Source organism: Streptomyces sp. A2-16 (genome assembly GCF_018128905.1).
Classification (GTDB): Bacteria; Actinomycetota; Actinomycetes; order Streptomycetales; family Streptomycetaceae; genus Streptomyces.
The window spans coordinates 4966563-4992970 of sequence record NZ_CP063808.1 but is presented as its reverse complement, the minus strand read 5'-3'; the positions used below and the strand labels follow the sequence as shown (position 1 = coordinate 4992970).

The following is a 26408-nucleotide window of genomic DNA, read 5'->3' as shown; positions in this document are numbered from 1 at the left end:
CCTGCTGGGCACCAACGGCAACGCCGGCAACATCACCGTCAACTCGAGCGCCTCGACACCACCTCGTGGTGGAGAACGGCCGGGTGCGCGCGCTCGTCCAGCGCATACCGAACAGTGACCGTGGCGCCGACCAGGCCGCAGCCGAGGAGGGCGGCGACGGCGAACCGGGAGGGGGCGTGGCTCCTGCTGTGCTGGGGCAGGCCGGGTGCTGGTGTCGCCCAGTGGCGGGTTAGTTTCCGCGCCTCGTGGTGGTGTTGAGCGGCGGCGCGGATCGGCAGAGCAACCGTGACGGTGGCACCGGCCGCCGCCATGACGCATGTCGCCTGCCACGGCACGCCGTAGAGGAGGAGTACGACGATGACCGCGAGCGTGGTCCAGCCTGTCAGGCAGGCCGCCGCCGCGGTGCGGGAGTACGGCAGGTCGGCCCCCGCGCGCAGATCGGCGAAGGCTGGGAGGTACCAGACGCAGCCGACCGCGGTCACCAGCGTGGCGCCAAGGGACACGACGGGCTGAGCCATGGCTCAGCTCCCCGCTTCGAGTGCGGCGATCTCGGGGTGGTGCAGGTCGAAGGCCGGGGCCTCGGAGCGGATGCGCGGCAGAGAGGTGAAGTTGTGCCGCGGCGGTGGGCACGCGGTGGCCCACTCCAGCGAGCGTCCGTAGCCCCAGGGGTCGTCGACCTCGACCGGCTTGCCGTACCTCGCTGTCTTCCAGACGTTGTAGGCGAACGGCAGGATCGACAGGCCGAGCAGGAACGAGCCGATGGTGGACAGGGTGTTGAGGGCCGTGAAGCCGTCGGCGGCGAGGTAGTCGGCGTACCGGCGGGGCATGCCCTCGACGCCCAGCCAGTGCTGGACGAGGAAGGTGGTGTGGAAGCCGACTGTGAGCGTCCAGAAGGTGAGCTTGCCGAGACGCTCGTCGAGCATCTTGCCGGTCATCTTCGGCCACCAGAAGTGGAAGCCGGCGAACATCGCATATACGACCGTACCGAAGACCGTGTAGTGGAAGTGGGCGACGACGAAATAGGAGTCGGACAGGTGGAAGTCCAGCGGCGGCGAGGCGAGGATCACGCCGGTCAGGCCGCCGAAGACGAAGGTGATGAGGAAGCCGGTGGTCCACAGCATCGGCGTCTCGAAGGACAGGGAGCCTTTCCACATGGTGCCGATCCAGTTGAAGAACTTCACGCCGGTCGGAACCGCGATGAGGAAGGTCATGAAGGCGAAGAAGGGCAGCAGCACGCCGCCGGTGACGTACATGTGGTGGGCCCACACTGTCACCGACAGGCCCGCGATCGCGATGGTCGCGCCGATCAGGCCCATGTAGCCGAACATCGGCTTACGGGAGAAGACCGGCACCACCTCGGAGACGATGCCGAAGAACGGGAGCGCGAGGACGTACACCTCCGGATGGCCGAAGAACCAGAACAGGTGCTGCCACAGCAGCGCACCGCCGTTGGCCGCGTCGAAGACATGACTGCCGAACTTGCGGTCGCACTCCAGGGCGAACAACGCGGCCGCCAGTACCGGGAAGATGATCAGGACCAGTACGCCGGTCAGCAGCACGTTCCAGGTGAAGATCGGCATGCGGAACATGGTCATGCCCGGCGCGCGCATGCAGATGATCGTGGTGATGAAGTTGACCGCGCCGAGGATCGAGCCGAAGCCGGACAGGGCCACGCCCATGATCCACAGGTCGGCGCCGAGCCCGGGCGAGTGGACGGCGTCGGAGAGCGGGGCGTACAGGAACCAGCCGAAGTCGGCGGCTCCGCCGGGGGTGAGGAAGCCGAAAGCGGCGATCGAGGAGCCGAACAGGAAGAGCCAGTAGGCCAGCATGTTCAGCCGGGGGAAGGCCACATCGGGCGCGCCGATCTGCAGCGGCATGATCCAGTTGGCGAAGCCGGTGAAAAGGGGCATGGCGAACATCAGCAACATGATCGAGCCGTGCATGGTGAACGCCTGGTTGAACTGCTCGGTGGACATGATCTGCAGTCCGGGGCGGGCGAGTTCGGCGCGCATCATCAATGCCAGCACGCCGCCGACGAGGAAGAAGGCGAACGCGGTGACGAGATACATCGTGCCGATCTTCTTGTGGTCGGTGGTCGTCAGCCACTCCGTCCACGCCGGCCGGGGCGTCAGGCGTCGCGCAGGTGCGGATGCCTTGTCCGCCGCGGGCGCAACGGCACCTGACCGCGCGGCGCCCACCTGTTGAATTTCGTCCACCGGACGGCGTCCTCCCATGAGCTCATGCTGTGGACGAGCCGGGAAGGGCCAGGTGTGCGGGTATATGAAGTTGGCCCTTCCCGGCCGTCGCCCCATGATCGGCGGTGAGGCACCCGGCCCGGATAGGGTCCAACAGCCCCAGTGCGGCCCGTCGATGGGGTCGAACGGCCCTTCTTCGCACCGCTTCGTGGACGGGCGCACTTCGCATCGCGTCGCGGCTGTACGCTGCTGTGCACCGACCGGTCCAGGAGCGCCGGGAATGCCCGAATCGTCAAGTCTGCCTCAGTGCTTTCGCGGTCGCGGCTCGCCGTCCCGGACCGAATGCACAGCCTCCTGGACGTCATCACGAACATCGGACGCGGCCTCGAACCGGCCTAGGTGCTCGGCGGCATCGTGGAGAGGCGGCCGTCGCCCTTGACCGACGCCGAGTGCGGAGCTTTCGGAGTGATCGGCGACGAGCAAAGGTTGTCGTGGTTTCTGCCGGTCGGCATGGCCGACGACCTCGGGGTCCGCATCGATCGGGCCCCTGCGGCCACGGCATCCTCGGTGAGCTGATCCGTGAGCCGGTGCCACTGCGCCTCACGGATCCGACGCGGCACCCGAACAGCTACGGTTGTTCGAGCGCCATCCGACGATGCGCACCTTCCTGGACGCGCTCATCCGCGTCCGGGACGAGGTCTTCGGCAACCTCTACCGACTGGGAAGTGGGGCGGTGCGGGGTTCCACGCAGGCGACGAGGCCGTCCTGCCCATGCCGGCAGCTCCTCACCGATCAGCTCCAGGATCTCCGGCCCGCGTGACGACAGCCGCTCCAACTCCGTTGTCAGGTAGGGGGCTTCGTGCTCCGGGTGTGGATCACGCAGCCGCGCCATCACTCGCGCGGTCGCCCGGGGATCCAGCAATGGACTCGCCGCAGGCCACCGTGCGTACGGCGGCGACCAGGTCGGAGCGGTCGATCCGCTTGAGAACATAGTCGGCGGCACCCGCCATGATGGCGTCGAAGAGCGCCTCATCGGCGAACGAGGTCAGCATGAGGCCAGGCCGGCTCGGGCCTCCAGTCCCGCAGCTCACGGCACACCTCCACCCTCGCATGATCCCTGCCCCCGCCCCCGCCTCCGCCTTCTCCCGCGCCGAGGCGAACGTCGAGCACCGCGACATGCGGGCGGACCGCGGGCACCCGGGCGAGTGTTTACCGGGCGTCGGCCGCCTCCCCGGCTACGACGATGTCCGGTTCGGCGTCCAACAGGTCGCGCACCCCTCGGCGTACCACCACGTGGTCGTCCGGGATGAACACCCGCAGGTGGAGGGGGCGAGCGGTGGGCTGGGCCCATGCCACCTTGAGGCAGAGAGCCGAACACTGATCGGCTTTACCAATCCATTGCGAGCCCAAGGAGGTTCTGTGGGACCTCACATCCGTATTCCTGTGCGTGCGGGTTCCGAAAACCGGAATCAGGAGACACCGTGCTCGTTTCACGGAAAGCGGCGGGAACTCTCATCATGGGTGGAGCAGTGGTGACCACCCTGGCCTCTCTCCTCTACCCCGCCATGCTCGGAGTCCAGAAGGTCAACACCGCGCAAGACCGGGTCATCGCCACCCCGGCAACCGGAGCGCTGACGGAAGCCGACCGGGACTTCGTGGTCAAGGTGCGCGCGGCGGGGCTGTGGGAGTACCCCGTCGGGCAGATGGCGTTGGAGAAGAGCAGGACGAAGGCGGTCAAGACCGTTGGGGAGCGTCTGATCGACGGAGTTGCGTCGATGGACGCCGCCTGTCGCGATGCGGCCGTTCGGTTGGGCATCACGCTGCCCAACCAGTCGTCGCCGCAGCAGCAGAGCTTTGTGTTCCGGTTGAACGCGGAGAGCGGCGAGCAGTTCGAGACCGACTTGGTCACCGTCGTGCGCGCGGCGAACGGCCAGATCCTCTCCACGATCGCGAGCGTCCGCACCACCACGAAGAACTCGCTGATCCGAGCCCTCGCAACCCAGGCCAACGACACCGTACTGGAGCACATCACGGTCGTGGAGAAGACCGGCCTTGTCGACTTCGATCAGGTCCTCGTCCAGGAGACCACCCCGCCAGAGCTCCCGGCCCAGGACCTGACCCCGCCGCCTCCGGTCGCGGGTCAGCCGCAGGTCGTGCTCACTCCGCCGGCGATCAGCACGGTCTCGCCAAGTCGGTCGGCGGGGCGGTGAGGGCGCGGGCCGCGACGCTTCTGCCGGTCTGACGGCTCTGTCCAGCCGCGGTCGCACGGCCTCGCCCATGGGCACGGCGTTCGAGCAGAACTCATCGGGCGCCACGCACAACCGTGTGGGAGAGCAGCGCCACACATCGCCGGCCGTCCGGCCGGGATGGCGGCAGACGAAGGTGCCCTGGGCGAGGCCGGCGTCTGACGGGCTGGGCTGGCGCCGTGGCGTTCGTGCCGCATGGCGAGCGACAGGTGCGGGCGGGCCCCGGCTCTCCGGGGCCCGCCCGCACCTGTCATCCGGTCATGAGCAGGAAGTGCGCCAGCGGTGGGAGCGGATCTTGGTGTTGAACTCTGATCCGAAGCCGCCGTTCTGCGCCCAGCAGTAGTGGTCGCCGGTGTAGTTGGCGCCGGTGTAGAGGACGACCCAGTTGTACGAGGAGGACGTGCCGCGGTTGTAGATCGACCTGACTACCTGGTTGTCGGCCCACGAGCACTGGATGTCACCGCTGTACCAGTCCGGGTCGGCGTTGCTCCATGAACATCGGCTGCCCGTGCCGTTGTTGCCGCTGTAGACGCACACGCTGCCGCTGTTGCACTCCCACGCCTGCGCCGTGGCACTCGCGGAACTCGGTGCGATCAGGCCCAGGGCGGCCGTGGCGAGGGTGAGCGCCGCGGCGGCGAGACCCCGGCGGCCCCGATGTGGGGTGCGGCTGGACTTGCGGTTGTGCTCCTGTTCGTGCGGGAACATTTCGTACCCTTCCAGTGGACTGTGCCAACGGGCCTACGGCTGGCGGGAATTCATGTTTCCCGGCCTCGCGTATCGCTGTCATGCTCATGCGAGTCCAGTGACACTTCGCAGGTCGGCACCAGTACCCCCTGGGGAAACGGATGCTCCGCTTTCACTTCACGTCCGAGGACCTCACCAGGGTCAGAGTGGCGACCGAACCGCACGCACTGTGGGAGATCGCGGTCAGTCTGCACCGGCTCCAGACCCGCGAAGGCCGCTGGGCCTACGCGCCCTGGTTCCGCGCCGCATGTGAGTCGCTGCGCCTGGCCGGGCTCGAACGGACGGTGAAGACCTTCCTGTTGCCGCTCTTCCCCCGCGCCAGCTACTTCCCCGACTTCCTGACGCCACCGGAGGGCACCCAAGGACTGGACGCCGGGCTGGAGGCAGTTCTGGCGACGCCGTGCGAGCGGGTCGCGCGCGAGGTCGACGCGCTCAACCGGGCCGTCGGGGCCCCGGCCTGGACACGCCGGCTCACCGAGCCGGACCTGCGCGAACAACTCGTGGGCGCCCTGCGCGCCTACCACCGTGCCGCGATCGCCCCGCACGAGGAGTACATCCAGGAACGGCTGCACGCCGAACGGGCCCGGCACGCCCACACCCTGTTCCACGCGGGGACCGAAGGCCTGCTCGCGGGACTGGGCCCCACGATTCACTGGCGGCCACCGGTCCTGGAGATCGATCCGTATCCGGACCACCGCGACGTCCACCTCGACGGGCAGGGGCTGCTCCTGATCCCGTCCCACTTCTGCTGGCAGGCACCCATCGCTCTGGCCGACCCCGGGCTCCCGTCCGTTCTCCTCTACCCCCTCCACCACTTGCCGACGACGACCCCGCACGCGGACGCCCCACCGCTGAACGGGCTGCTCGGCCCTACCCGCGCCGCCATCCTGAGAGCCAGCGCGACCGGCTCCACCACCACCGAGGCCGCCCGCCGGGCCGGCGTGACCCCCACGACGGCCAGCCATCACACCGCCGTACTGCGCGACGCCGGCCTGATCACCAGCCACCGCCACGCCAACACGGTCCTGCACACCCTGACCCCACTCGGAGCGGCCCTGCTGCGAACGGGGGCGGGCGACCGTTGACCCCGTGCAGTGGCTGGGTCGGTTCGAACAGCAGGTGGCAGACGATGCTGGTGATGCGTTCCGTGCGGTCCACGCGGCTAGGGACTGTGCTGAGTTGAGATCATGGGCTTGGGGCCCCACTCGGCACATTCTCCAGTTCCTCGCGAGGTTTGCCCGATGTCCCCGATGTGTCGGGGGGGGTGATGGGTGGGGCAGGATGCCTGCCCCTGTACCGCTTCACCTCCTCCGCCTGGAGCTGACGTGTCCCCAAGTTCGCTGAGAGCCCTTTTCGCCGGAATCGTAGGCGTCGTGATCGGAATCGCTTTCCTGGCCACGGGTGTGTTCGCCATGGGGATACCCGCCGTGCTGCTCGGCGGAGCTCTCCTCTGGCTGGCGCTGCGGCCCGCCGGGCGGAAGCCTAGGCCGTGTCCGGCGGATCTTGTGACTGCCACAGCCTTGGTTCGTTGGCATGCTCATGGGGCGCGGAGATCTCACAGATGAAGAATGGGCCCGGCTGAAGCCACATCTACCGAAGTCCGGTCAGCACGGGGGCCGTTGGGAGAGTCATCGCAGGGTGATCAACGGGATTCTGTTCCGGCAGCGCACCGGGGTACCGTGGCGGGATCTGCCTGCGCGTTTCGGTCGGTGGAAGACCGTGTACGAGCGGCATCGGCGCTGGTCAGCGGATGGCACATGGGACAAGCTCTTCGCGGCTGTCCTCGCCGATGCTGACGCGGAAGGCCGCATCGACTGGTCCATGGTGAGCGTGGACTCCACCTCCTACCGGGCCCACCAACACGCTGCGGGAGCACGTAAGAAACCCCCGCGGCTTCCGGGAAAAGACACACGCCCCTGCAGCACCGCCCCGATCAGGGCCTGGGACGCTCACGGGGCGGCCTGACCTGCAAGATCCACCTTGCCGGTGAGGGCGGACGCCGCCCACTCGCCTTGCTGATCACCCCGGGGCAGCGGGGCGACGCCCCGCAGCTCATCCCGGTCATGGAGTGTGTCCGTGTCGCCCGCCGGGATGGCGGGCGACCGCGGACTCGGCCTGGCCACCTCGGCGGAGACAGGGCTTACTCATCCCGCCGCAACCGCCGCTACCTGCGGCGACGCCAGATCAAGCACACGATCCCCGAACCGAAGAACCAGCGGGCCAACCGACGGCACAAAGGCAGCAGGGGCGGTCGGCCCGCTGGCTTCGACAGGACGATCTACAAACGCAGGAACGAGGTGGAGCGGACGATCAATGCCCTTAAGAGCTTCCGGGCTGTGGCGACGAGGTTCGACGAACGCGCCTACGTCTTCTACGGCACCGTCACCGTTGCCTCGATCCGACCTTGGCTCCGGTCGTGACCCACCGGAGAGAGCTAGTAGTACCCCTTCGCCCCGTCAAGCAGCTCCCTCACGATGTCCGCGTGCCCCGCGTGCCGTCCGGTCTCCTCGACGAGATGGATGAGCATCCAGCGGACGTCGGCGTTGCCGGAGCGGCAGTCGGGGTGGCGGCCGGCGTCATCCAAAGCGGCCGCGGCCACGATCTCGTTGCTTCGAGCGTACTGGGCCTGGTACGACGCATACGCGCGGCCGGGAGTGCGCCCCATCGCTTCGCGGGAACCGGATGCGCACCACTGGCCGTCGTTCAGGCCCGGGTGTAGCCGCCGTCGGCGAAGAGTTCGGCGCCGGTGACGAACGACGAGGCGTCCGAAGCCAGGAAGAGGGCGGCCTCGGCGATTTCCTCGGCGTCGGCCAGCCGCCCCAGTGGCACGACGGCCTCGGCGAACCGATCGGCGTCCGGCCCCGCGGCGCCCAGCAGGCCAGGGGTCCGCGTCGGTCCCGGGCTGAGCACGTTGACCCGGAATCGACGCTCCCGCGACTGCCGGGCCCAGTTGTGCACGAGGTTGCTCACCGCCGCCTTCGAGGCGCTGTAGACCTCGAGATGCTCATTGGGCCGCAGGCTGTTGCTCGAGCCGATGACCAGGATGGAGGCGTTCTCCGCCAGCAGCGGAAGCGCCTTCTGAACGGTGAACAGTGGGCCCTTGACGTTGACGGCGAGCGTCAGGTCGACGTTCGCCTCGGTGTGGGCGCCGAGCGAGGCGTCCGCGACGATTCCCGCGTTGGCCACCAGTACGTCGATGTGTCCGGCTTCCTCGCGGACTCGCGTGTAGAGCGCGTCCAGGTCTGCCAGGACCGAGACGTCGGATCGTACGCCGGTGGCCGCAGGGCCCATCTCCTTGACTGCCGCTTCGAGGCGGTCGATGTCCCGGCCGGTCACGAAGACCCGTGCGCCCTCCCGGACGAAGCGGTGGGCGATGGCCAGCCCGATCCCGCTGGTCCCTCCGGTGATCACGGCCACCTTCTCCTGCAGCACGCCTGGCATGTCGAAGCCCTTCAGTTGTGGAATGGATCGTCCATAACGTAGGCAGTAATGGACGATCGAGTCAAGAATGGATACGCTGAGACCATGCCGAGACCACGCGCATTCGACGAACGCCAAGTCCTGGAGCGGGCCCGGGAACAGTTCTGGGCGACCGGCTACGCAGGAACCCGGATGGACGACATCGCCCAGGCGACCGGCCTGGGCAAGGGCAGCCTGTACGGCGCATTCGGCGACAAGGGCAAGCTGTTCCACCGCGTGTTCGGCGACTGGTGCACCGCCGTCGTCGAGGTGGCCGAAGGGCGGCTGGCAGGTGGCCCGGACGCAGAGGCCTTGGCCCGGCTGTCGGGATACGTGCACCTAATGGCGGAGAACACCGCCTCCGACACCGAGCGCCGCGGGTGCCTGTTGGCCAAGGGCGCGGCGGAACTGGCCCAGCACGATCCGACGGTCGCCGGACGGTCGGCCGAGACCATGACGGCACTGCTGACCCTGCTGCGGACGGAGATCAGCGCCGCCCAGCGCCACGGCGACATCGATAGCGCTGCGGATCCGGAGCGGTTGGCGGCACTGCTGCTGACGGTGGTCCGCGGTATCGAGGCGGTAGGCAAGGCCGGCCTGGACCCGGAGACGCTGCGGAACATTGCAGACACCGCACTGGCAGTCCTGCCCATGCCTGAAGGGCAGAAACGCCTCGCAACCGGGCGCGGTCCGGCCCGGAAAAACTAACTTGGTGCCAACACGGCCACATGATCCGCCGGACAGTGCCTAGGCCCGGGGAGACCGTCATCGCTCCTGTGGGCAAGGTCGGTGACCTCATCGTCCTCGAGGTGGCGGGAAACGGCGGCGTCTCCCCCTTCTGGCTGGCCACGGTGGCGGAGGTGGACCGGCAGGGGCTGGTGACCGCCGTGACCACCTGCAAAGGGCTCATCTTCGAGATGAAAATGCTCCGCCCCCGGCTGAAGACCGCACAGATATGCTCGGCGGCCCACTTCGACGTGCCGGACGCGATGCGCCGCGAAGGGGAGAGGCGGGACGCCAACCAGAGGTGGACGTCACGCGAAGAGGTCATCGCCCTGCTGCGCCCGGCGTCGACCGCGCTCTGAGGCCCATAGGCGCCCAGGCACTGCGCCGAGTTGAGGCCCTCATGTGAGGCTGCGCAGCCAGATGACCGCGCCGCGTAGATGCAGTCCGGCAAGGTGGCTGACCGGGGTCTTGTCGTAGCGGGTGACGAGCCCGCGCCACTCCTTGATCTTGTTGATGCAGCGGTCCGCCATGTTGCGGTCGCGGCAGAGCCCTGTGCCATGGGCGACGGGTCGCCCACCCCCCTGCGCCCCTTCTTCTTCCGGTTGGCGGCTTGGTCTACCTTCTCCGGGATCACCTCCCGGATCCTGCGCAGGTAGGCGCGGTTGGCGCAGAGGAGTACGCCTTGTCGGCAGTCACGGCGGCAGGTCGTGTGCGGGGCTGGCCGACCGGGTGCGTCGTCCGCGCGGCCGTCTCGACGGCGAGGCGGGTTCTCTCAAACGAGACCGTGGAGGGCGTCCAGTCCGGACTCTGCCTCGACGTGACCGGTGGCGTTAACACCACGAAGCTGCAGCCGTACATGTGCCACGGTGACACCAACCAGCGGTGGTCGCGGACATGATCCGAGCCGGCCCACCGGCTGCGAGCCCTCCGGGGGACGGCTGTTGAGGCCGGATCGCCTCACGTCCTCCGGGGCCCGTCCGCCGGCTCGGCGGTGTCAGGCGGACCCCGGAGGACGGGCCTGCGTCACGTGGTGGCGCAGGCCGTGCCGTTCAGGCTGAAGGCGGAGGGCTTGGAGAAGGTCCCGCTGGAGGTGCCCTGGAACCCGAAGGTCGCCGTGCCGCCGGCCGCCAGCTGGCCGTTGTGGCTCACGTTGCTCGCCGTGATCGCTCCTGACGACCCGGACAGGTTCGTGTTCCAGGAGTTGGTGATCTGCTGCCCGGAGGGCAGGGTGAAGGCCAGCTTCCAGCCGTTGACGGCGGAGCTGCCGGTGTTGGTGATGGTGACGTCGGCGGTGAAGCCGCCCTGCCAGGAGTTCGTCGCGTACGCCACCTTGCAGGCCGTGGAGCCGCCGGGGGTGCCGGGGCCCGGGTCACTGGAGGAGCCCTTGTTGACGCTGGAGGAGAACGAGGTCACGGCGAGGCCGGCGCCGTTCTGCCAGGGCTCGAAACCGGCCTGAACACTCGTCAGGTACCAGTTGTTCTGGGCGAGTCCGCGGGAGACGGCCTGCCGGGCGAAGTCCATGACGTCGAAGTTCCAGCTGGAGACCGCGGACGGCGCGACGAAGGACAGCACGTCGTTCGAGCCGTTGCTGCCGGACCACACCTGCCAGTCGCGCCCGCCCACGTTGGCGTTGCCGACCGGGGAGCCGATGGGCTGGACCGGACCGACCTTGTTGAACCAGATCATGATCTCGGTCCGGTTCACGCCGTCGGTGCGGGGCGTGGGGTCGAGCCAGATGTCGTACGCGGCGTCGTACACCGCGTCGTTGACGTAGCTGAAGGAGATGCCCGAGGGGGCGGAGGAGATGCTGCTGAGCTGGGCGGGAAGGTTGGTGCCGGGGGAACAGTTGGTGTAGTGGCAGCCGTTGTAGACGGACGGGTAGGACTTCGGGGCGCCGTTCGTCGGCACGGATCCGTCGGCCTGGGTGATCCTGAACCCGGAGTCGGTCGCCGTGATGCACTGCGTGGCGCTGGTGCCCCAGCGGTTGTTCTGGACCACGTAGCGACCCTGGATGACCGTCGTCCCGAAGGGCTGGCAGAGCGAGGTGTCGGCCTGTGCGAGGGGGGCGGTGGTCAGCAGGGCGGCGAGCGAGACGAGCGAGGTGAGCAGCGCGCCGAGCAGCCCACGCGCGCGGCGGGCCTGATGCGGTGAAGGACGCATGCGGATCCTCTTCAGGGGTGGGGGAGGGGTATCGGGAATCGGTCCCGCGACCTAGTGAATGGGAGCGCTCCCAATCCTGGGTTCGCCAGGACTGTAGGGAGTGTTCAGGGTCATGACAAGGCTGTGGACAGGAACGCGTTGAACTGATTCGTGAGACGCAGGTCAGACAGGGGTACGGGTCACGGCGCGCGGTTGCGAAGGCCCTCCCCGGAAGGGTGGGCGGGCCCGCGTCAGGTCGACTCGCGGACCACCAGCTCGGTACGGAGGATGACGTGCCGCCAGGCCACGGCACCCTCCTCCATCTCCTCCAGGAGCAGTCGGATCATGGCCCGCCCGACCTCCTCGATCGGCTGCCGCACCGTGGTCAGCCGGGGCTCGGTCCGCTGCGCCAGCGGGAAGTCGTCGAAGCCGATCAAGGCGACATCCTCGGGCACCCGGCGGCCGGCCGCGCGCAGAGCCTCCAGGGCCCCCGCGGCCGTGGTGTCCGACGCGGCGAGGACGCCGTCGATGTCCGGGTGCCGGTCAAGGAGTTCGGCCATGGCGCGGCGCCCGCTCTCCGCCGTGAAGTCGCTCTCGGCGACGCGGGTCCGCTCGACCTTCAGGCCTGCCAGCGCCAACGCCTCCTCGTAGCCGCGCAGCCGGCACTGGGCGGCGTGCAGGTCCAGCGGCCCGGTGATGGTGGCTATCACCCTGCGGCCTCGCTGCACCAGGTGGGAGACGGCGCTGCGCGCTCCGCCGACGTTGTCCATGTCGACGTAACTGACGTACTCGTCGCCGGAACGGCGCCCCAGCAGCACGGTCGGCAACCGTGCCTCGGCGAGCATGTCCGGCAGCGGATCGCCGGCGTGCACGGACATCAGCAGGACGCCGTCGACCCGGCCGCCGCGCGCGTACTCGAGGAAGCGCTGTCGTTCGGCGTCCGAGCGCACCAGGGTCAGCATCAACTGCATGCCCGTGTCGGTCAGGGCGTCCCCGAGCGAGGTGACGATCTCGGAGAAGAAGGGCTCCGCGAACTGGCGCCAGTCCGGCTCGGTCATCACCAGGGCGACGGCGTCGGCCCGCCGTCCGGCCAGGGAACGGGCCGCGAGATTGGGCACGTAACCGAGTTCGTCGATGGCCTGCTGCACGGCCCGACGCGTCGACTCCTTCACGCCCGCGGCGTTGTTGATGACGCGGGAGACCGTGCCCCGTCCCACCCGTGCGTGGGCGGCGACCTCCTCCAGCGTCGGTGCCCCCGGGCGCCGTCTGCCCATGCCACCTCCCCCAAGAGATCACCGATCTTAGCGGCCGGAGGGGGTCGCGCACACGACTTCACCAGGGGGATGGCTACGGACGGTCGTCCTGCCCCCCCCAAGCTTGGGAGCGCTCCCGAACGGGAGCGGAGGTGGTGCGGTCCGGCATCGGACTCCTTCCCTGGCTTCGGTGACCTGCGTTCGCCCGGGGGAACGCCATGGTCTTCGGTGGGCGTTCCGGGACCGCCGGAGAGGTGTGGAAGGGCCGGGCGACCCCTGGGGGGTGGGGCCGCCCGGCCGGTGACCCCGCCGTCTGGTGACGGGGTCCGTACACGAAGCTCCAGCGGGGGCTACTCGAGGAGTTCCGCGTACGAGCCCATGGCCAGGGCGATGTCTGCCTGGGCCCAGAACCGGTGATAGGTGAACACGGGCGCGGCGCCGCCCTTGAGGTAGGCCTCGATCTTCGACCAGGCCGGGTCGTTCTTGTAGAAGGACCGGATCGACAAGAACGTGGAGGACGAGGTGATGGCGTCACCGTTCGGCATGGTCCCGGTCCAGCCGCTCGGGATGTACACCGAGTCGTCGAACCGGTTGTAGTCCGCTCGGTTCTCCGGCACCGCGATGCCGAGGCTGTCCTGGTAGTTGCCCCACATGCCGTCCAGCAGCGCTTTCGCGGTCGACTTCGCCGCGGTGTCACCGGACTTGGCGGCGTAGTAGCTCAGGGTCTTGGCGTACGCGGCGGCCACGCCGACGTCGTTGGTGTAGTCGGCGACGGTGACGTGAAGTCCGCTGTTGGCGCCGGGACTTGACGCGTTCCAGGTGTCGGGCTGGCCCGACCACTGGAGGGTGGAGGGGATCTGGTAGGTGCCGTCGGGGTTGATCGTGGTCTTGGACAGCGCCCACTTGACCCACTTGTCGAGGACCGCCTTGGCCTGCGCGTTCCCGGTCTGCTGGTAGTACTCGGCGACCCGTTCCATCGACCATGCCTGGAAGCCGAACCACTGGTTGGACGGCGGGTCGTGGTAGACGGGCTGCTGGTCGTAGTACATGCCGTAGAAGGTCGACTTTCCGGCCGGCGGGGTCGCGTAGCGGCCTGCCCAGCTGTTGGTCGAACCGCCGGCGATCGCGCCCTCGTCGGACTGCAGCCAGCGATAGAACTCCAGCTGCCGTTGGAGCGACTTGCTCCAGTCGGCCGCGCCGGTTGCCGACTTGGGCCTCAGGTCGGCGGAGGAGCTGAGTGCGTACGCGGCCAGCGGGTTCTGGTAGCCGCTGTGGGCGTAGCTGGACCCGATCCGCCAGGCCCAGCCTCCGCTGGTGTCGGCGGAACCGCCCCACGCGTAGTACCAGGAGAGCAGGTAGTGCGAGGCGTCCTTGCCGGTACCGGCCGGGCAGGTGGTCGGACCGACACAGTTGCCGATCTTCTTGAAGTACTTGTCGTACATGGCGTAGCGCAGGTAGTCGCCCATCCTGGCCGCCTTGGCTACCGTGCCTGACACGGCTGAGCCTTTGCCCTGCTGCTTCGCCCACAGGTCCGCCCAATAGGCGGCCTGCACCGCACGCGCGTCGGCGTCCGGGGCGTTGGTGAACTTCCACTGCTTGGCATAGGAGGCGTCACCGGTGAAGAGGTCCAGGTAGCCGTTCTTGCCCCCGTACTTGAAGGCGTCACAGGTGGGCTGCGGAACCGTCTCCCACACCGACTCCTGCGGTCCGCGCTGGAAGGTGTTGAGGTACGACGGTCCGGTGGCCGTCGGCCCGGCCTCGCACTTGCCGCCCGGTGTGTTGCCGAAGCCGTAGGTGTTGTCGACGTCCTGGATCCAGTGCATGCCGTAGACGTCGTCCGTGCTGTAGGTCGACTTCAGCTCGCCGGCGAGGGGGTCGGTGCCGACCGGTACGGACGAGTCGAGCGCCGTCGGATACTGGTTCGGCGTGTCCTCCTCGGGGGCGTAGGTGGCCGGCTTGGAGGCGTTGTAGAAGGAGTTGGTGGGCTGGTCGGCGTGGGTGGGGATCATGTACCTCTCCATGATGTCCCAGGCGCCGTTGAACTTGGACCAGTCGCCCGTCACCTTGCCGTACATGGCCTGCAGCCACAGGAGGTAGCTGTACGCCTCCGAGGTGGTCTCATGTCCGTGGTCCGGCGCCTCGACGATCAGTGTCTCGACCGAGTGGTAGGGGATGCCCTCGGGGGAGAAGTAGCCGTTCGCCGGGTTGGTGATCTTGCCGTACAGATCCAGGAAGCGGGCGTTGTACGTGCCCGTCGCCGCGATCTGCGTGACCGTCACCGAGGCCTTGCCGTGCCCGGCGGCCGTCGACTCGAAGGTCGCCGCGCCCGTGCCGGAGGCGTTGGCCGTGACGGTCACGGTCTGCGCGGTGTTCCAGTTCGACGGAGTGAAGGTGAGCGAGGCCCCACCGGTCACGGACAGCCCCGAGTTGCCGCCGGTCCGGGCCGTCGTCACCGTGACGTCGGCCGACGGCTGGGTCGAGAGCTTCACCTCGTACGTGCCCGTTTTGCCCTGCTGGACGGCCAGTTGGGTGGTGGAGGTGACGACCGCGGGACCCGAGGCGACCGTGATGCCGACCGGCGTCGATTCCGCGGACGCGCCCAGGCTGTCGTAGGCCTTGGCGAGCAGGGAATGACTGCCCACGGTCAAGCTTGAGACCGAGAGTGAATACGGCGCCGTCGTATCGGTGCCGAGCAGCGTGGTGTCGTCGTAGAACTCCACCTTGCTGATGGTCGCGCCGTCCGCCGCCGCCGCGGTCGCCGCGAGCGGGACGGCGTCACCGCGTGAGTAGGTCGAGCCGGCTGCCGGGCTGGTCAGCACGGTGATCGGCGGCTGGTGGGCACCGGTGCAACTGGTGCCGTTGATCGCGAAGTTGGTCGGGGCCGCGTTGGTGCCGCTGTAGCTGAACTGCGCGCCGGTGGAGACGGCCGCGCCCGCGGCGATGGTGCCGTTGTACGGGGCGTTCTTGACGGTGACCGTCTGGCCGGACTGGGACCAGGTGCCGTTCCAGCCGTTGCTCAGCTTCTGGTTGCCCGGGTAGCCGTACGTCAGGGTCCAGCCGTCGATCGCGGCGGTGCCGCGGTTGGTGAGGGTGAGGTCGACGGTGAAGCCGGAGCCCCAGTCGTTGGTCTTGTAGTCGACGCTGCACTGGACGGCCGCCGCGTTCGCGGTGGTCGATCCGGTGGCGAGCATCGACAGGGGCAGGGCGAACGCGACGGCGACGGCGGCCCAGAGCCGCCGAACCGTTCTGCGTTTGCGTCCGGGATCCATGTGCTGTTCCTCCTTGCGTCACGCGACTCGCGGAGATGCCAAGGCTCTGAATCCAGTGGGAGCGCTCCCATCGTGGGGACGAATGCAAGTGCCGTCAAGATGCTGTGGAGTTCAAAGTTCGAAGCGAGCGCCTGAACGCGAAAAGTTTCGTAAGGGCCCTATGAAACCCCGCCAGTTGTCGCTAGCTTCCTCCTCACCAGTGGGAGCGGTTCCATCACTCGACGCGTCCGTAGCGGCGCGCAAGCTGTGAGGACTCGCTCATGAGACACCCCCCGCATTCAGTACTTTTAGTCAGCTGCACTCTGTCGAGCGCCGGCCTGCCGGGTCTTGCGGCCCGGGGAGCCGCGGCCGCGAGCTCGGCGGGGCACGCCGTCACCCGTCAACGGGACGGTTTCTGCAAGGACTTGGCGCCGATGGACGACTCGGCGCCGATCGACGGCCTGCCTGTCGAACCGTCGCCGCCGCGACTTCACGACGGCCCCAAGTTCCTCTGTCTATAGGGCAGTTCGGCGAAGGCGCCGGGTCGTCGTACCCCCTGTCGGCGGTCGTTCGACGTGGCGCGACGCAAGTGAGTCCGTCCTGCCCACCCGGACCTGGACGGTGCGCAGCCGCTTCTCCGGTTCGTCCTTGATCTTCGTGTGCGACGGCACTTCCTCCGCGTAAGGGCATCGCTCGCGCGTCCGTCCGCACGCCTTCCCACCGCAAGTCCGCTTCGAGAGAAGGAAACCCGCACTCATGAGTTACACCAGGACATCGCTGCTCGCTGCCCTGGCGCTGGTCGCCGGGACGACGGGGACGGCGCTCCTCGTCGGTCAGGCAGGCGCCGCCACCTCGGCCGTCCCCTGCACCGTCGACTACAAGGTGCAGAGTCAGTGGGACACCGGTTTCACCGCAGCCGTGACCGTCACCAACAACGCCGCCGCCAAGTCGGGTTGGACGGTGAAGTGGTCGTACGCCGGCAACCAGAAGGTCACCAACGCCTGGAACGCCAAGGTGAGCCAGAGCGGCACGGCCGTCACCGCGGCGAACGAGAGCTACAACGGCAATCTCGCGAGCGGCGGTTCGGTCAGCTTCGGCTTCAACGGCTCCTACAGCGGCTCCAACGCGATCCCGGCCACGTTCACGCTGGACGGCGTCACCTGCAACGTCAGTGGCGGCCCCACCGACCCGGGACCGACCGACCCGGGCCCCACCGACCCAGGCCCGACCGACCCCGGCACGCCCTCCGGCAAGGCCAACAACCCGTACACCGGCGCCAAGGTGTACGTGAACCCCGAGTGGTCGGCCAAGGCGGCCGCCGAACCGGGCGGCAGCAAGATCGCCAACCAGCCCACCGCCGTCTGGCTCGACCGCATCGTCGCCATCAACGGCGTCAACGGCGGCATGGGACTGCGCGCCCACCTCGACGAAGCGCTGAAGCAGAAGGGCTCAGGCGAGCTCGTCGTCCAGATCGTGATCTACGACCTGCCCGGCCGTGACTGTGCCGCCCTCGCCTCCAACGGTGAGCTGGGACCGAACGACCTCGACAAGTACAAGTCCCAGTACATCGACCCGATCGCGTCGATCCTGTCCGAGTCCAAGTACGCCGGTCTGAGGATCGCCACCGTCATCGAGCCCGACTCGCTGCCCAACCTGGTGACCAACGCCGGCGGCACCCCCACGACCACCGACGCGTGTGTGGCCATGAAGGCCAACGGCAACTACGAGAAGGGCGTCTCCTACGCCCTGGACAAGCTGGGCACCATCCCGAACGTCTACAACTACATCGACGCCGGCCACCACGGCTGGCTCGGCTGGGACAGCAACCTCGGCCCCGCGGTGCAGGAGTTCGCCAAGGTCGCGACGACGAACGGCGCGAGCGTGAAGGACGTGACCGGCTTCATCGTGAACACCGCGAACTACAGCCCCACCAAGGAGCCGTACCTCAAGGTCACCGACACGGTGAACGGCCAGACCGTGCGCCAGTCGAAGTGGGTGGACTGGAACCAGTACGTGGACGAGCAGTCCTTCGCCCAGGCGATGCGCGACAAGCTCGTCGCGGCCGGGTTCGAATCCGGCCTCGGCATGCTGATCGACACCTCGCGCAACGGCTGGGGCGGCACCGCCCGGCCCACCGGCCCCGGCGCGCAGACCACCGTGGACGGCTACGTCGACGCCAGCCGCATCGACCGGCGCATCCACGCGGGCAACTGGTGCAACCAGAGCGGTGCGGGCATCGGCGAACGGCCGACCGCGGCGCCCGCCGCCGGCATCGACGCCTACGTGTGGGTCAAGCCGCCGGGGGAGTCGGACGGCAACAGCACGGCCATCCCCAACGACGAGGGCAAGGGCTTCGACCGCATGTGCGACCCGACGTACGGCGGCAACCCGCGCAACGGCAACAACCCCACGGGCGCGCTGCCGAACTCGCCGCTGGCCGGACGCTGGTTCTCCGCACAGTTCCAGGAGCTGGTCAAGAACGCCTATCCGCCGCTGTCGTAACGTCCTGACGGGTGTGCGACCGTCGGGTCCGTCCCTCGACCCCGAGTCGAGGGACGGACCCACGGAATGCCGACCCGGGACGTGGGCTCAGCCGGCTGATCCACCCATGACCAACCACCACTCGTGGCTGGTTGTGGCGCGGTGTTGTTGGCGGCCACAGCGGATCGACCAGGCCAATGGGCAGGTGGAGTCTGGGGGCCTCAGCGTCGCACGCGGTATCGCAAGTGTGTCGCGCCCTTGCCTTGGATCACGACCGGGTCGTCGAAGCGGTGCGGTGCGCTGGTCAGGTTGGCGAAGTAGGGGATTCCCTTGCCGAGCAGCACCGGTACGAGACTGACGCAGACCTCATCCACCAGTCCCAGGTCAAGCGCCTGCCTGGCGATGTCAGCGCTGGCGATGATGACGTGTTTGTCCCCGGCGATCTCCTTGGCGCGCGCGATACCTTCCGCGACGCCGTCCGCGAAGGTGGTACGCGGCCATTTCGCGGCCTCCTCCGGCGAGTTGTGGGTCACGACGACGACTGGCGCGCCGATCGGGTGTTTGTCGTTCCAACCGTTGGTCAAGTCGAACAGCCGACGGCCGCAGAGGAGTGCACCAGCCCCGGCGAGAACCCCGCGCAACATTTCCGCGCTGTTCGCGTCGACCTGGAAGCACCAGCGCTCGTCGGCACTCGGCACGGTGACATCGCCGGCGTCGTACCAGCCGAACAGCTCACCGGTTCCGTCCTTGGGGTCGGCCACGTAGCCGTCGAGCGACATCGTCATGTGCGTACAGACCTTGGACATGCGGACCTCCTGTGGCCTTTCGTCCTGCATAGACCACCCGGAAGGCCCGAATTCATCGGTCTGCCAGTGATCATGCAGTGGCCTGCCCGCATTATGCCGTCCTGCCGAGGGCCGGGCGTGGGATGTGCTGCATCGGGTGGGGGCGCGCTCCGGGACAGGAGCGTGGACCCCTCGTGGAGCGTCTCCTGCCGTGCCGATGAGTTTCGGGGACGGGGCCGGTCTGCACTGGTATGGAGACTCACACACTCGAGACAGCCGGCGCCGACCTCGTCTATGACGTTCGCGGGCAGCTGCCGGCCACGGATGGACGCCCGCCGTTGTTCATGATCGGGCAGCCCATGGACGCTTCGGGCTTCACCGCGCTCGCCGCGCGCTTTCCCGAGCGGACCGTGATCACCTATGACCCGCGCGGCCTCGGTCGCAGCACCCGTAAGGACGGGCGGGTCGACCACACGCCGCAGACCCAGGCCGGCGACGTCCACGCCGTGATCGAGGCGCTCGGGGCCGGGCCGGTTGAGATGTTCGCCAGCAGTGGGGGAGCGATCACCGCGCTCGAGGTCGTGGCGACGTATCCGGCAGACGTGACCACCCTGGTCGCGCACGAGCCGCCGCTCATCACCCTCACGCCGGACGGCCCGGCGGCCGTGCGGGCGTGGGCCGGAGTCCGGGAGGCCTACGAGAAGCGGGGATGGGGGGCCGGGATGGCTGGCTTCGTGGCGATGACCTCGTGGAAGGGAGAGTTCACCGACGCGTACTTCGCACAGCCAGAGGCCGATCCCGCCGCGTTCGGGATGCCCGTGGAGGATGACGGCTCACGTGAGGATCCGCTGCTGTCCGACCGGTCATGGGCGGTCAGCAGCTATCGGCCGGATGCCGAGGCGATCGCCGCTGCGCCGACCCGCGTCGTGATCGCTCTGGGCGAGGAGTCCGAGGACGTGCTGACCGGACGCACCGCCGTCGCGGCTGCTGAACTGCTCGGACAGCGGGTGAGTGTGTTCCCGAGCCATCACGGCGGGTTCATGGACGGAGAGTTCGGATATGCGGGGAAGCCGGACGAGTTCGCGCAGCGGCTGCGCCAGGTCCTTGACGGCGCCTCGTAAGCGACGGGCGTCATCGAGACCGGCACAGACTCCTACTGCCTCGCCCCCACCCGAGCCCGGGCCGCCGAACCAGCCAAGGCCGGCTGACGGCCTCGGCCTCCTACCGGCGGCCCTCCGCCCTTCGGTCTGCGGGCCGCCGCGATGCGCAGCCGCTCTCTCTTCGGGGCGCGGTCATGAGGCGTCCGCCGATGCGTGACTGAGATGGTCGAGCAGCGCGGCGAGGGACTCTTCGGGCTTCTCCCCAGCGGTGTCGATGACGATGTGGTCCCGATCCCATGGTTCGTAGTGATGGCGGCGAACCTGTTGCCAGTCGGGCAGCGGAAGGTCGGGGATGTCGGTCGACCGGGTGGTGACACGTTTCCGGTGCTCCTCCAGGTCTGAGCAGATGCATTCCACTTCCGCGACCGAGACACCAGCCCTGGATCCGGCGTTGCGCCAGCTGTCGCGCGTGATGGCCAGGGGATTGACCGATTCCGCGATCACCGTGAGTCCTTGCCGGAGATGATCCTCGGCCAAGGCATATCCGACGACATAGCCGACCGGTCCGACAGGGTGCTGGGCCAGGCCAGAGCGGACGATGGCCTGTTCAATGGTGTCAATGCGCAGATGGACCGCGTCGAGGCGCGCGGCCAGGAGGCGGGCCAGCGTGGTCTTGCCGGTGCCGGGCAGGCCGCCGATGACGATGAGCATGGGCGCAATGCTGCCTCAGCAGGAGAGCTGAAGGCAGTTGATCGTCGGTTTCGTGCTCTCAGTGGCAGTGGGCTCGTTGCTGTGGCGTGTGCGAGGCGATAGGAGCACCGCCTCGCCGGCGCCTGAGCATGAACCAAGGAGCTCATCGATGCCGGCTCACGAGCGCGGCCTCTTCGGCGTCGATGTCTACATCGGCCCTTCCCATCGCCGCACCTCCGGCCAGGTCCGTGTGACAGGCGAGGTCGGCCCGCTGCGCGACCGCGGCTGCGCCGGGACAGAGACACGAGCGCGCGGCATCTGCAAGACAGGACGAGGCAGAATCGCACTATATGCGAAGAATACTCTTCTATGCCTAGCATTGCTTCATGTCGGTCACGCGGGTGGTGGTCTTCCGGTTTCACCGTGACCCCCTGGTCTGCCAGGCCCGTATCGGGCTGGTCCGGCGGCTCAACCCCGGGGTGGGGGTGCATGGCGTCTTCGGTGGCCCGGGTGGCCTGCGCGGTGGCGCTTTCCGATTGACGGGCCGGCGGGCACTGGGACTGGACACTCTGTACATGTCCCGCCACAGCGGGTCGTGGAACTGGAAGAACGGGGACCTGGTACTGCTGGACTGGTACCGGGACGTGGGCCATCGACTGCGCTTCGACGTTCTGCATCTGCTGGACTGGGACCTGCTGCTCGCGGAGCCGTTGGACCGGTTGTATGCGAAGGTGCCGGCCGGTGCGGTGGGTCTGACGGTGCCGACGCCATTGAGTGTCATCGGCGATGACTGGCGCTGGATCGCCGGCGATGACGAGGCGCGGGAGTGGCACGACCTTCTGGCTTTCGCCCGCGCCCGCTTCGGCTATGACGGGACCCCGTACGGCTGTCTGGCTGACGGGCCGTGCTTTCCCCGGGCATTCCTCGATGACTATGCCGCCTGCGATCCGCCCGACTTCGGCAACGACGAGCTGCGCTACCCCCTGTTCGCACAGCTGCTGGACTATCCGGTGGTGGACACCGGCTTCCGCAGCGCCTGGCACTGTCCCCAGGACGATCCCTACTTCAACGACCTGGGAGACAGGAACGTCGAGTGGGAGACGGTTGCCGCCGAGCTGGCGAAGCCGGATGGCCGGCGTGCCTTCCATCCGGTCCGCAGTTCTTCGCGCGGACGGCGCGCCAGGTCGGGTGGCCGGAGTTCGTGGATCCGGCGGAGCGGAGGGTAGGGACGTGACCTTGCGATGCCTCTTCGGCCCGCGGTGGCCGAGGGCAGGGCGGTGACGATGACGATCGCGGACTGCAGTGCTGCGGAACGGGTGGTGGCCGTGGTGGCACATCCCGATGACGCCGAACTCCTCGCCTACGGCACGCTGCGGCACTTCCGCCGACTCGGTGCCACGGTGACGGTGCTGTGCCTGACTCACGGTGTCAACGGCGTCTCCCTCACGGACGCGGCCCGGGGGGCTCGTCTCACCGAGAGGGAGCGGATCGATGAGGCGCAGGCCGCCTGGGACGGAACCGGCGTGGAGGTGACCTGCCTCGGCCTTCCCGACGGGGCGCTGCACCCCGACCGTGAGCTGATCTCCCTGGTCGAGGGGGATCTCAGGGCCCGTGAGTGCAACATTCTGATCACTCACAGTCCCAGCGCCGGCAATGACCACCAGGACCATCTCGCCGTGGGCGCGGCCGCCACCAACGCGGCCACCCGCGTCCCCACCTGCCACACCGTGCTCTACGGCGAGCCCCACGCTCCCCACAGCGGTTTCGCGCCCACCGTTCTGGTGGACATCACTGACTTCCTCGACGACAAGATCAAGGCCCTGGCCAGGCACACGTCCCAGCGCGGGCGCTGGTACTTGCGCGAGGACTACATCCGCCACCGCGCCGCGGACGCCGCCTGGCGCCTCCACCCCGCCTATGCCGCCCAGGGAGCCGCGTTCGAGGCGTTCGAGAGCCCCCTGCTCACGCTGTTCCCCCCGGCGCTCGATCGACCCCAGGTGCGCTGACCGGACAGACACGCTGCCGGGCGTTCGGTTTTGACGTGCAGGGTTGCACTTGTTTGCCGTTGGTCTGGGGTCGTGGACGGGTCCGGCGCGGGCCGATGCCCGGCTCGTGGCAGGTCGTGCTCCAGGGGTTTTCGCGGAGGCTCAGGCCAGGGCTTCGATCCGCCCCTCCCGTGGAGGGGGAGCCGGAGGCAAGGATCAGCCTCAAGCGCTGTTGTCTCCGTCGTGGTGGCTCACCCAGGCAAGTACCGTCCGGGCGAACTCTTCCGCCACCTGCTCCGGTGCCGCCGCGTGCCCGTCGGACAGTACCCGGGTCTCGCAGCCCAGTGATGCCGCGAACTTGGCGAGCGAAGGAAGCGAGTAATGATCCCCTGGTGCGCAGACGGCGAGGGTGCGTGCGGTGATGTGTGGCAGGCGGGGCTCCATGATGTAGCGGCGCAGTGACTCGTGGCCCTCCTCGACCCGGTTCAGCACGGTCAGGGCGTCGATGACGTACCGGGTCAGTGCGGCCTCCTCGCCCGGCCGGTAAAAGCTGCGCCGCCTGTTCCACAGCTCCAGGAGATGCGAGCCGTCGGGCTTGGGGTCGACGTGGTCGATGCGGCCGTGCCCGGCGCCGTTGCGCTTCTCGGCGTCGACGAATGCGGCCGCCGACAGCATCAGGCTGGTCACGCGGTCCTGGAGGCGGGCCGCGACCTCGACGGCGATCACTCCGCCGGTGTGGTGTCCGACGAGGTGGAACCGGTCGAGGCCGAGCGCGTCGACGAGGTCGGTCACGCCGTCGGCGAAACGCTCCACGGAATGGGGGCCTTCGGGCTTCGCGGAGGCACCGTAGCCCAGGGTGTCCATGGCGATCGCCCGGTATCGCGCACCGACGAGGGGCAGGACGTCGACGTACTCCGTCCAGGAGCGCGGCGTCTGGTGGAGCAGCAGTACGGGCTCGCCCTCGCCGCACTCCACGTAGTGCAACTGGCCGAAGCGGCTGGATGCGTAGCCTTTGCGCAGCGTGGTGGTGCTCATGCTCGTGTGCGTCGTGTCCGTCATGCGCGGGTCGCTTTCGTCACAGGGCCGGCGGCACCGCGGTGCCGCCGGCTTCGATGAGGTCGGTGGCGGGTCGTACGAGGCCAGGTGCCGCAGGAACACTTCGCTCAGCCCGTCGGCGTGCCGTGTGAGGTGCTCGTGCCACTCATGCGGCGTCTGCTTCCGGCGCGAACTGCACACTGATGCGGCCCAGTTGGCTGATGCGGGCCTCGAAACGGTTGCCGGGCGCGGCGACCGCCATCGGGCCGAGCGCCCCCGTGAGCACCACGTCCCCGGCGCGCAGCGGGTCTCCGGCGCGGGCCAGCGTCGAGGCGAGCCAGACGGCCGCGTTGAGGGGACCGCCCAGGCAGTCGGCGCCGATGCCCTCCGAGACCGGCTGCGATGCGCCGTCGCGTGTCATCGTCATGCGTACGGCACGCAGGTCGAGGCCCGACAGCGGCACGGGTGTGCCGCCGAGGACGTAGAGGCCGCTGGAGGCGTTGTCGGAGACGGTGTCCACGATGGTGATGTCCCAGTCGGCGTTGCGGCTGTCCACGATCTCCAGCGCGGCGAGCGCGAAGGCGGTCGCCCGGATCACGTCCGCCACCGTGCAGTCGCGGTTCGGCAGGTCCGCACCGAGCACGAGCGCGACCTCCGTCTCGACCTTCGGCTGGATGAGCCGCCCGGCCGCGACGGTACCGCCGTCGGGTACGGCCATGTCGGCGAAGAGAGTGCCGAAGTCCGGCTGACCGACGCCGAGTTGGGCCTGGACCGCGGGGGATGTCAGTCCGATCTTGCGCCCGGCGATGCGGCGTCCCGCTTCCAGGCCGCGCGCGACGTTGATCCGCTGCACCAGGTACGCGGCGTCGATGTCGCCCTCGGGGAGCAGGTTCCGCACGGGGGGACAAGCCTCGCCGGTGCGCTCGGCGGCCAGCAGCGCGTCGGCGGCCTTCGTGGCGTCGGCGGCGTTCACAAGGAACTCACCATGGGCGTGTCGACGCCGACGGGACCCAGCGGTGTGGCCCCGCCCGGGGAGCCGAGCGCGCTGTCGCGGCCGGGGAGTGCCTCCGTGAAGAAGCGCCGGTTGTCCTCGCGGAATTCGGGGTCCGCCTTGCGGTCCACCGTGATCGCCTGCTCGGGGCAGGCGACTTCGCAGGCGCCGCAGTCGATGCACTCCACCGGGTTGATGTAGAGCTTGCGCTCGCCCTCGTAGATGCAGTCGACCGGGCACTCCTCCATGCAGGACCGGTCCATGATGTCGACGCAGGACGCGCCGATGACGTACGCCATGGTGTGCTCAGTGCTCCTTCTCGGTGGAGTGCCCGGGGAACAGGGCAGCTTCCGGGTCGATGACGGTGGCCGCGTTGTTGACGGCGGTGGCGGCCTCGCCGAAGCCGACCGAGATGAGGCGGACCTTTCCGGGGTAGTCGGTGATGTCGCCCGCGGCGAACACCCGGGGCAGGTTGGTCGCCATGTGGGTGTCGACGGTGATCTTCCGGGCCTGGAGATTCAGCCCCCAGTGCTGGAGCGGGCCGAGGTCGGCGATGAAGCCGAGTGCGGCGACCACGGTTCCGGCCGGGACGAGACGGGTCTCCTTGGTGGTGCGGTGCTGTATCTCGGCCTGCTCCACCCGGTCGGCGCCGGTGAGCCGGCTGACCTCGCAGTCGGTGACGATCTCCACGCCGAGGGAGCGGACCTTCTCGACCGACGCCGCGTGGGCGCGGAAGCGGGCGGTGCGGTGCACGAGGGTGACCGACCGGGAGATCGGCGCGAGGAGGGCTGCCCAGTCGAAGGCGCTGTCCCCGCCGCCGACGACCACCACGTCCCGGTCCGCGTGCACGAGCGGGTCCGGCACGAAGTACTCGAGTCCGCGCCCGAGGAACTCCTCTCCGGCGGGCAGCGGGCGTGGGGTGAACGTCCCCACGCCACCCGTGATGACGACTGCCTTGGCGCGCACCGTCGCCCCCTGGTCGCTGCGGACGACCGGCAGGCCGTCGGCGTCGTGCGTCAGCTCGGCGGCCCGGTGGCCCAGGAGGTAGCGCGGGGAGTACGACTCGGCCTGGGCCACGAGGCCGTCGACCAGGTCGCGGCCCCGCACGGAGAGGAAGCCGGCGATGTCGAAGATCGGCTTCTCGGGATACATGGCGCTGATCTGCCCGCCGAGCTGGGGCAGGACGTCCATGACGGTGACGGTCAGGCCCCGGAACCCGGCGTAGTAGGCGCCGTAGAGGCCCGCCGGACCGGCGCCGATGATCAGGACGTCGGTGGTCAGGACGCCGGTGTCGTCGGTGAGTTGGCTCATGTCGGCGAGCGTAGGAACGA

23 protein-coding genes and 3 pseudogenes are annotated in these 26408 nt (G+C 68.7%); 10 read left to right on the top strand and 16 right to left on the bottom strand.

Going from position 1 to position 26408, the window contains the following annotated elements:
• Nucleotides 1-38: 38 nt before the first annotated feature.
• Together IOD14_RS22380 and ctaD are read right to left on the bottom strand one after the other, a co-directional pair.
• Entirely contained in the window at nt 39-518 is a 480-nt protein-coding gene (locus tag IOD14_RS22380; protein ID WP_212671307.1) for a hypothetical protein, read from the bottom strand.
• A gap of 3 nt (nt 519-521) precedes the next feature.
• Entirely contained in the window at nt 522-2234 is a 1713-nt protein-coding gene (gene ctaD, locus IOD14_RS22375; RefSeq protein WP_249126023.1) for a cytochrome c oxidase subunit I, read from the bottom strand.
• 616 nt (nt 2235-2850) lie between these two features.
• Between ctaD and IOD14_RS22370 the strand changes: the two genes are divergently transcribed.
• Nucleotides 2851-3015, top strand: coding sequence for a hypothetical protein (locus IOD14_RS22370; protein WP_212673539.1), 165 nt, complete (start codon nt 2851-2853; stop codon nt 3013-3015).
• On the opposite strand, the pseudogene IOD14_RS22365 reads toward IOD14_RS22370, so the two are convergent.
• Nucleotides 2980-3551, bottom strand: a pseudogene (locus IOD14_RS22365) (response regulator transcription factor); the annotation flags it as partial. The gene IOD14_RS22370 and the pseudogene IOD14_RS22365 sit on opposite strands and share 36 nt — an antisense overlap.
• A gap of 161 nt (nt 3552-3712) precedes the next feature.
• Between IOD14_RS22365 and IOD14_RS22360 the strand changes: the two are divergent.
• Entirely contained in the window at nt 3713-4405 is a 693-nt protein-coding gene (locus tag IOD14_RS22360) for a DUF4142 domain-containing protein (protein WP_212671306.1), read from the top strand.
• Nucleotides 4406-4699: 294 nt separating this feature from the next.
• Here the strand turns inward: IOD14_RS22360 and IOD14_RS22355 are convergent, their stop codons facing one another.
• Nucleotides 4700-5146, bottom strand: a complete 447-nt coding sequence (locus IOD14_RS22355; protein WP_123986600.1) for a peptidase inhibitor family I36 protein — start codon at nt 5144-5146, stop codon at nt 4700-4702.
• 140 nt (nt 5147-5286) lie between these two features.
• Between IOD14_RS22355 and IOD14_RS22350 the strand changes: the two genes are divergently transcribed.
• Both IOD14_RS22350 and IOD14_RS22345 read left to right on the top strand, forming a co-directional pair.
• Nucleotides 5287-6270, top strand: a complete 984-nt coding sequence (locus IOD14_RS22350; RefSeq protein WP_123986599.1) for a winged helix-turn-helix domain-containing protein — start codon at nt 5287-5289, stop codon at nt 6268-6270.
• A gap of 454 nt (nt 6271-6724) precedes the next feature.
• A protein-coding gene (locus tag IOD14_RS22345) for an IS5 family transposase (RefSeq protein WP_212673360.1) occupies nt 6725-7605 on the top strand; the annotation gives its coding sequence in 2 pieces (ribosomal slippage) (nt 6725-7085 and nt 7085-7605; 882 coding nt in all).
• 14 nt (nt 7606-7619) lie between these two features.
• Here IOD14_RS22345 and IOD14_RS22340 read toward each other — a convergent pair.
• Both IOD14_RS22340 and IOD14_RS22335 read right to left on the bottom strand, forming a co-directional pair.
• Nucleotides 7620-7823 (bottom strand): annotated as a pseudogene (locus IOD14_RS22340) (DUF664 domain-containing protein); the annotation flags it as partial.
• Nucleotides 7824-7888: 65 nt separating this feature from the next.
• Nucleotides 7889-8626: an SDR family oxidoreductase gene (locus IOD14_RS22335; protein ID WP_123986598.1), complete on the bottom strand. Its 738-nt coding sequence runs from the start codon at nt 8624-8626 to the stop codon at nt 7889-7891.
• A gap of 84 nt (nt 8627-8710) precedes the next feature.
• Between IOD14_RS22335 and IOD14_RS22330 the strand changes: the two genes are divergently transcribed.
• Together IOD14_RS22330 and IOD14_RS22325 are read left to right on the top strand one after the other, a co-directional pair.
• Nucleotides 8711-9352, top strand: coding sequence for a TetR/AcrR family transcriptional regulator (locus IOD14_RS22330; RefSeq protein WP_212671305.1), 642 nt, complete (start codon nt 8711-8713; stop codon nt 9350-9352).
• Between the two features lie 20 nt (nt 9353-9372).
• Nucleotides 9373-9729: a hypothetical protein gene (locus IOD14_RS22325; RefSeq protein WP_212671304.1), complete on the top strand. Its 357-nt coding sequence runs from the start codon at nt 9373-9375 to the stop codon at nt 9727-9729.
• Between the two features lie 39 nt (nt 9730-9768).
• Here the strand turns inward: IOD14_RS22325 and IOD14_RS22320 are convergent.
• From IOD14_RS22320 to IOD14_RS22305, 4 genes and pseudogenes are all read right to left on the bottom strand, one after another.
• Nucleotides 9769-10099 (bottom strand): annotated as a pseudogene (locus IOD14_RS22320) (IS5/IS1182 family transposase); the annotation flags it as partial.
• 294 nt (nt 10100-10393) lie between these two features.
• Nucleotides 10394-11530, bottom strand: a complete 1137-nt coding sequence (locus IOD14_RS22315) for a cellulose binding domain-containing protein (RefSeq protein WP_212671303.1) — start codon at nt 11528-11530, stop codon at nt 10394-10396.
• Between the two features lie 230 nt (nt 11531-11760).
• Nucleotides 11761-12783 carry a LacI family DNA-binding transcriptional regulator gene (locus IOD14_RS22310; protein ID WP_212671302.1) on the bottom strand — a complete coding sequence of 341 codons (1023 nt, stop codon included), beginning with the start codon at nt 12781-12783 and terminating at the stop codon, nt 11761-11763.
• A 329-nt stretch (nt 12784-13112) separates the two neighbouring features.
• Nucleotides 13113-16031: a glycoside hydrolase family 48 protein gene (locus IOD14_RS22305; RefSeq protein WP_212671301.1), complete on the bottom strand. Its 2919-nt coding sequence runs from the start codon at nt 16029-16031 to the stop codon at nt 13113-13115.
• A gap of 735 nt (nt 16032-16766) precedes the next feature.
• Between IOD14_RS22305 and IOD14_RS22300 the strand changes: the two genes are divergently transcribed.
• Complete coding sequence (locus IOD14_RS22300) at nt 16767-18512, top strand: glycoside hydrolase family 6 protein (protein ID WP_212671300.1); 1746 nt, start codon at nt 16767-16769, stop codon at nt 18510-18512.
• Nucleotides 18513-18712: 200 nt separating this feature from the next.
• Here IOD14_RS22300 and IOD14_RS22295 read toward each other — a convergent pair whose 3' ends face one another.
• The gene (locus tag IOD14_RS22295) at nt 18713-19297 is read right to left on the bottom strand and encodes a dihydrofolate reductase family protein (RefSeq protein WP_212671299.1); all 585 of its coding nucleotides are present in this window, start codon (nt 19295-19297) and stop codon (nt 18713-18715) included.
• A 230-nt stretch (nt 19298-19527) separates the two neighbouring features.
• Here IOD14_RS22295 and IOD14_RS22290 point away from each other — a divergent pair, with 230 nt between their 5' ends.
• Nucleotides 19528-20397 (top strand): alpha/beta hydrolase, encoded by an 870-nt coding sequence (locus tag IOD14_RS22290; RefSeq protein WP_212671298.1) that lies wholly within the window; start codon nt 19528-19530, stop codon nt 20395-20397.
• Nucleotides 20398-20568: 171 nt separating this feature from the next.
• On the opposite strand, the gene IOD14_RS22285 is transcribed toward IOD14_RS22290, so the two are convergent.
• On the bottom strand, nt 20569-21087 hold the full coding sequence (locus tag IOD14_RS22285) for an AAA family ATPase (protein ID WP_212671297.1): 519 nt from the start codon (nt 21085-21087) through the stop codon (nt 20569-20571).
• A 365-nt stretch (nt 21088-21452) separates the two neighbouring features.
• Here IOD14_RS22285 and IOD14_RS22280 point away from each other — a divergent pair, with 365 nt between their 5' ends.
• Nucleotides 21453-22292, top strand: coding sequence for a hypothetical protein (locus IOD14_RS22280; protein WP_212671296.1), 840 nt, complete (start codon nt 21453-21455; stop codon nt 22290-22292).
• A 15-nt stretch (nt 22293-22307) separates the two neighbouring features.
• Complete coding sequence (locus tag IOD14_RS22275; RefSeq protein WP_249126022.1) at nt 22308-23072, top strand: PIG-L family deacetylase; 765 nt, start codon at nt 22308-22310, stop codon at nt 23070-23072.
• 201 nt (nt 23073-23273) lie between these two features.
• Here the strand turns inward: IOD14_RS22275 and IOD14_RS22270 are convergent, their stop codons facing one another.
• From IOD14_RS22270 to IOD14_RS22255, 4 genes are all read right to left on the bottom strand, one after another.
• Nucleotides 23274-24086, bottom strand: coding sequence for an alpha/beta fold hydrolase (locus IOD14_RS22270; RefSeq protein ID WP_249126021.1), 813 nt, complete (start codon nt 24084-24086; stop codon nt 23274-23276).
• Between the two features lie 166 nt (nt 24087-24252).
• The gene (locus tag IOD14_RS22265) at nt 24253-25059 is read right to left on the bottom strand and encodes a fumarylacetoacetate hydrolase family protein (RefSeq protein ID WP_212671294.1); all 807 of its coding nucleotides are present in this window, start codon (nt 25057-25059) and stop codon (nt 24253-24255) included.
• On the bottom strand, nt 25056-25376 hold the full coding sequence (gene fdxA / locus IOD14_RS22260; RefSeq protein WP_123986587.1) for a ferredoxin: 321 nt from the start codon (nt 25374-25376) through the stop codon (nt 25056-25058). The genes IOD14_RS22265 and fdxA overlap by 4 nt, the downstream gene beginning before the upstream one ends.
• A 7-nt stretch (nt 25377-25383) precedes the next feature.
• Nucleotides 25384-26388, bottom strand: coding sequence for an NAD(P)/FAD-dependent oxidoreductase (locus IOD14_RS22255; protein ID WP_123986586.1), 1005 nt, complete (start codon nt 26386-26388; stop codon nt 25384-25386).
• Between the last annotated feature and the right edge of the window lie 20 nt (nt 26389-26408).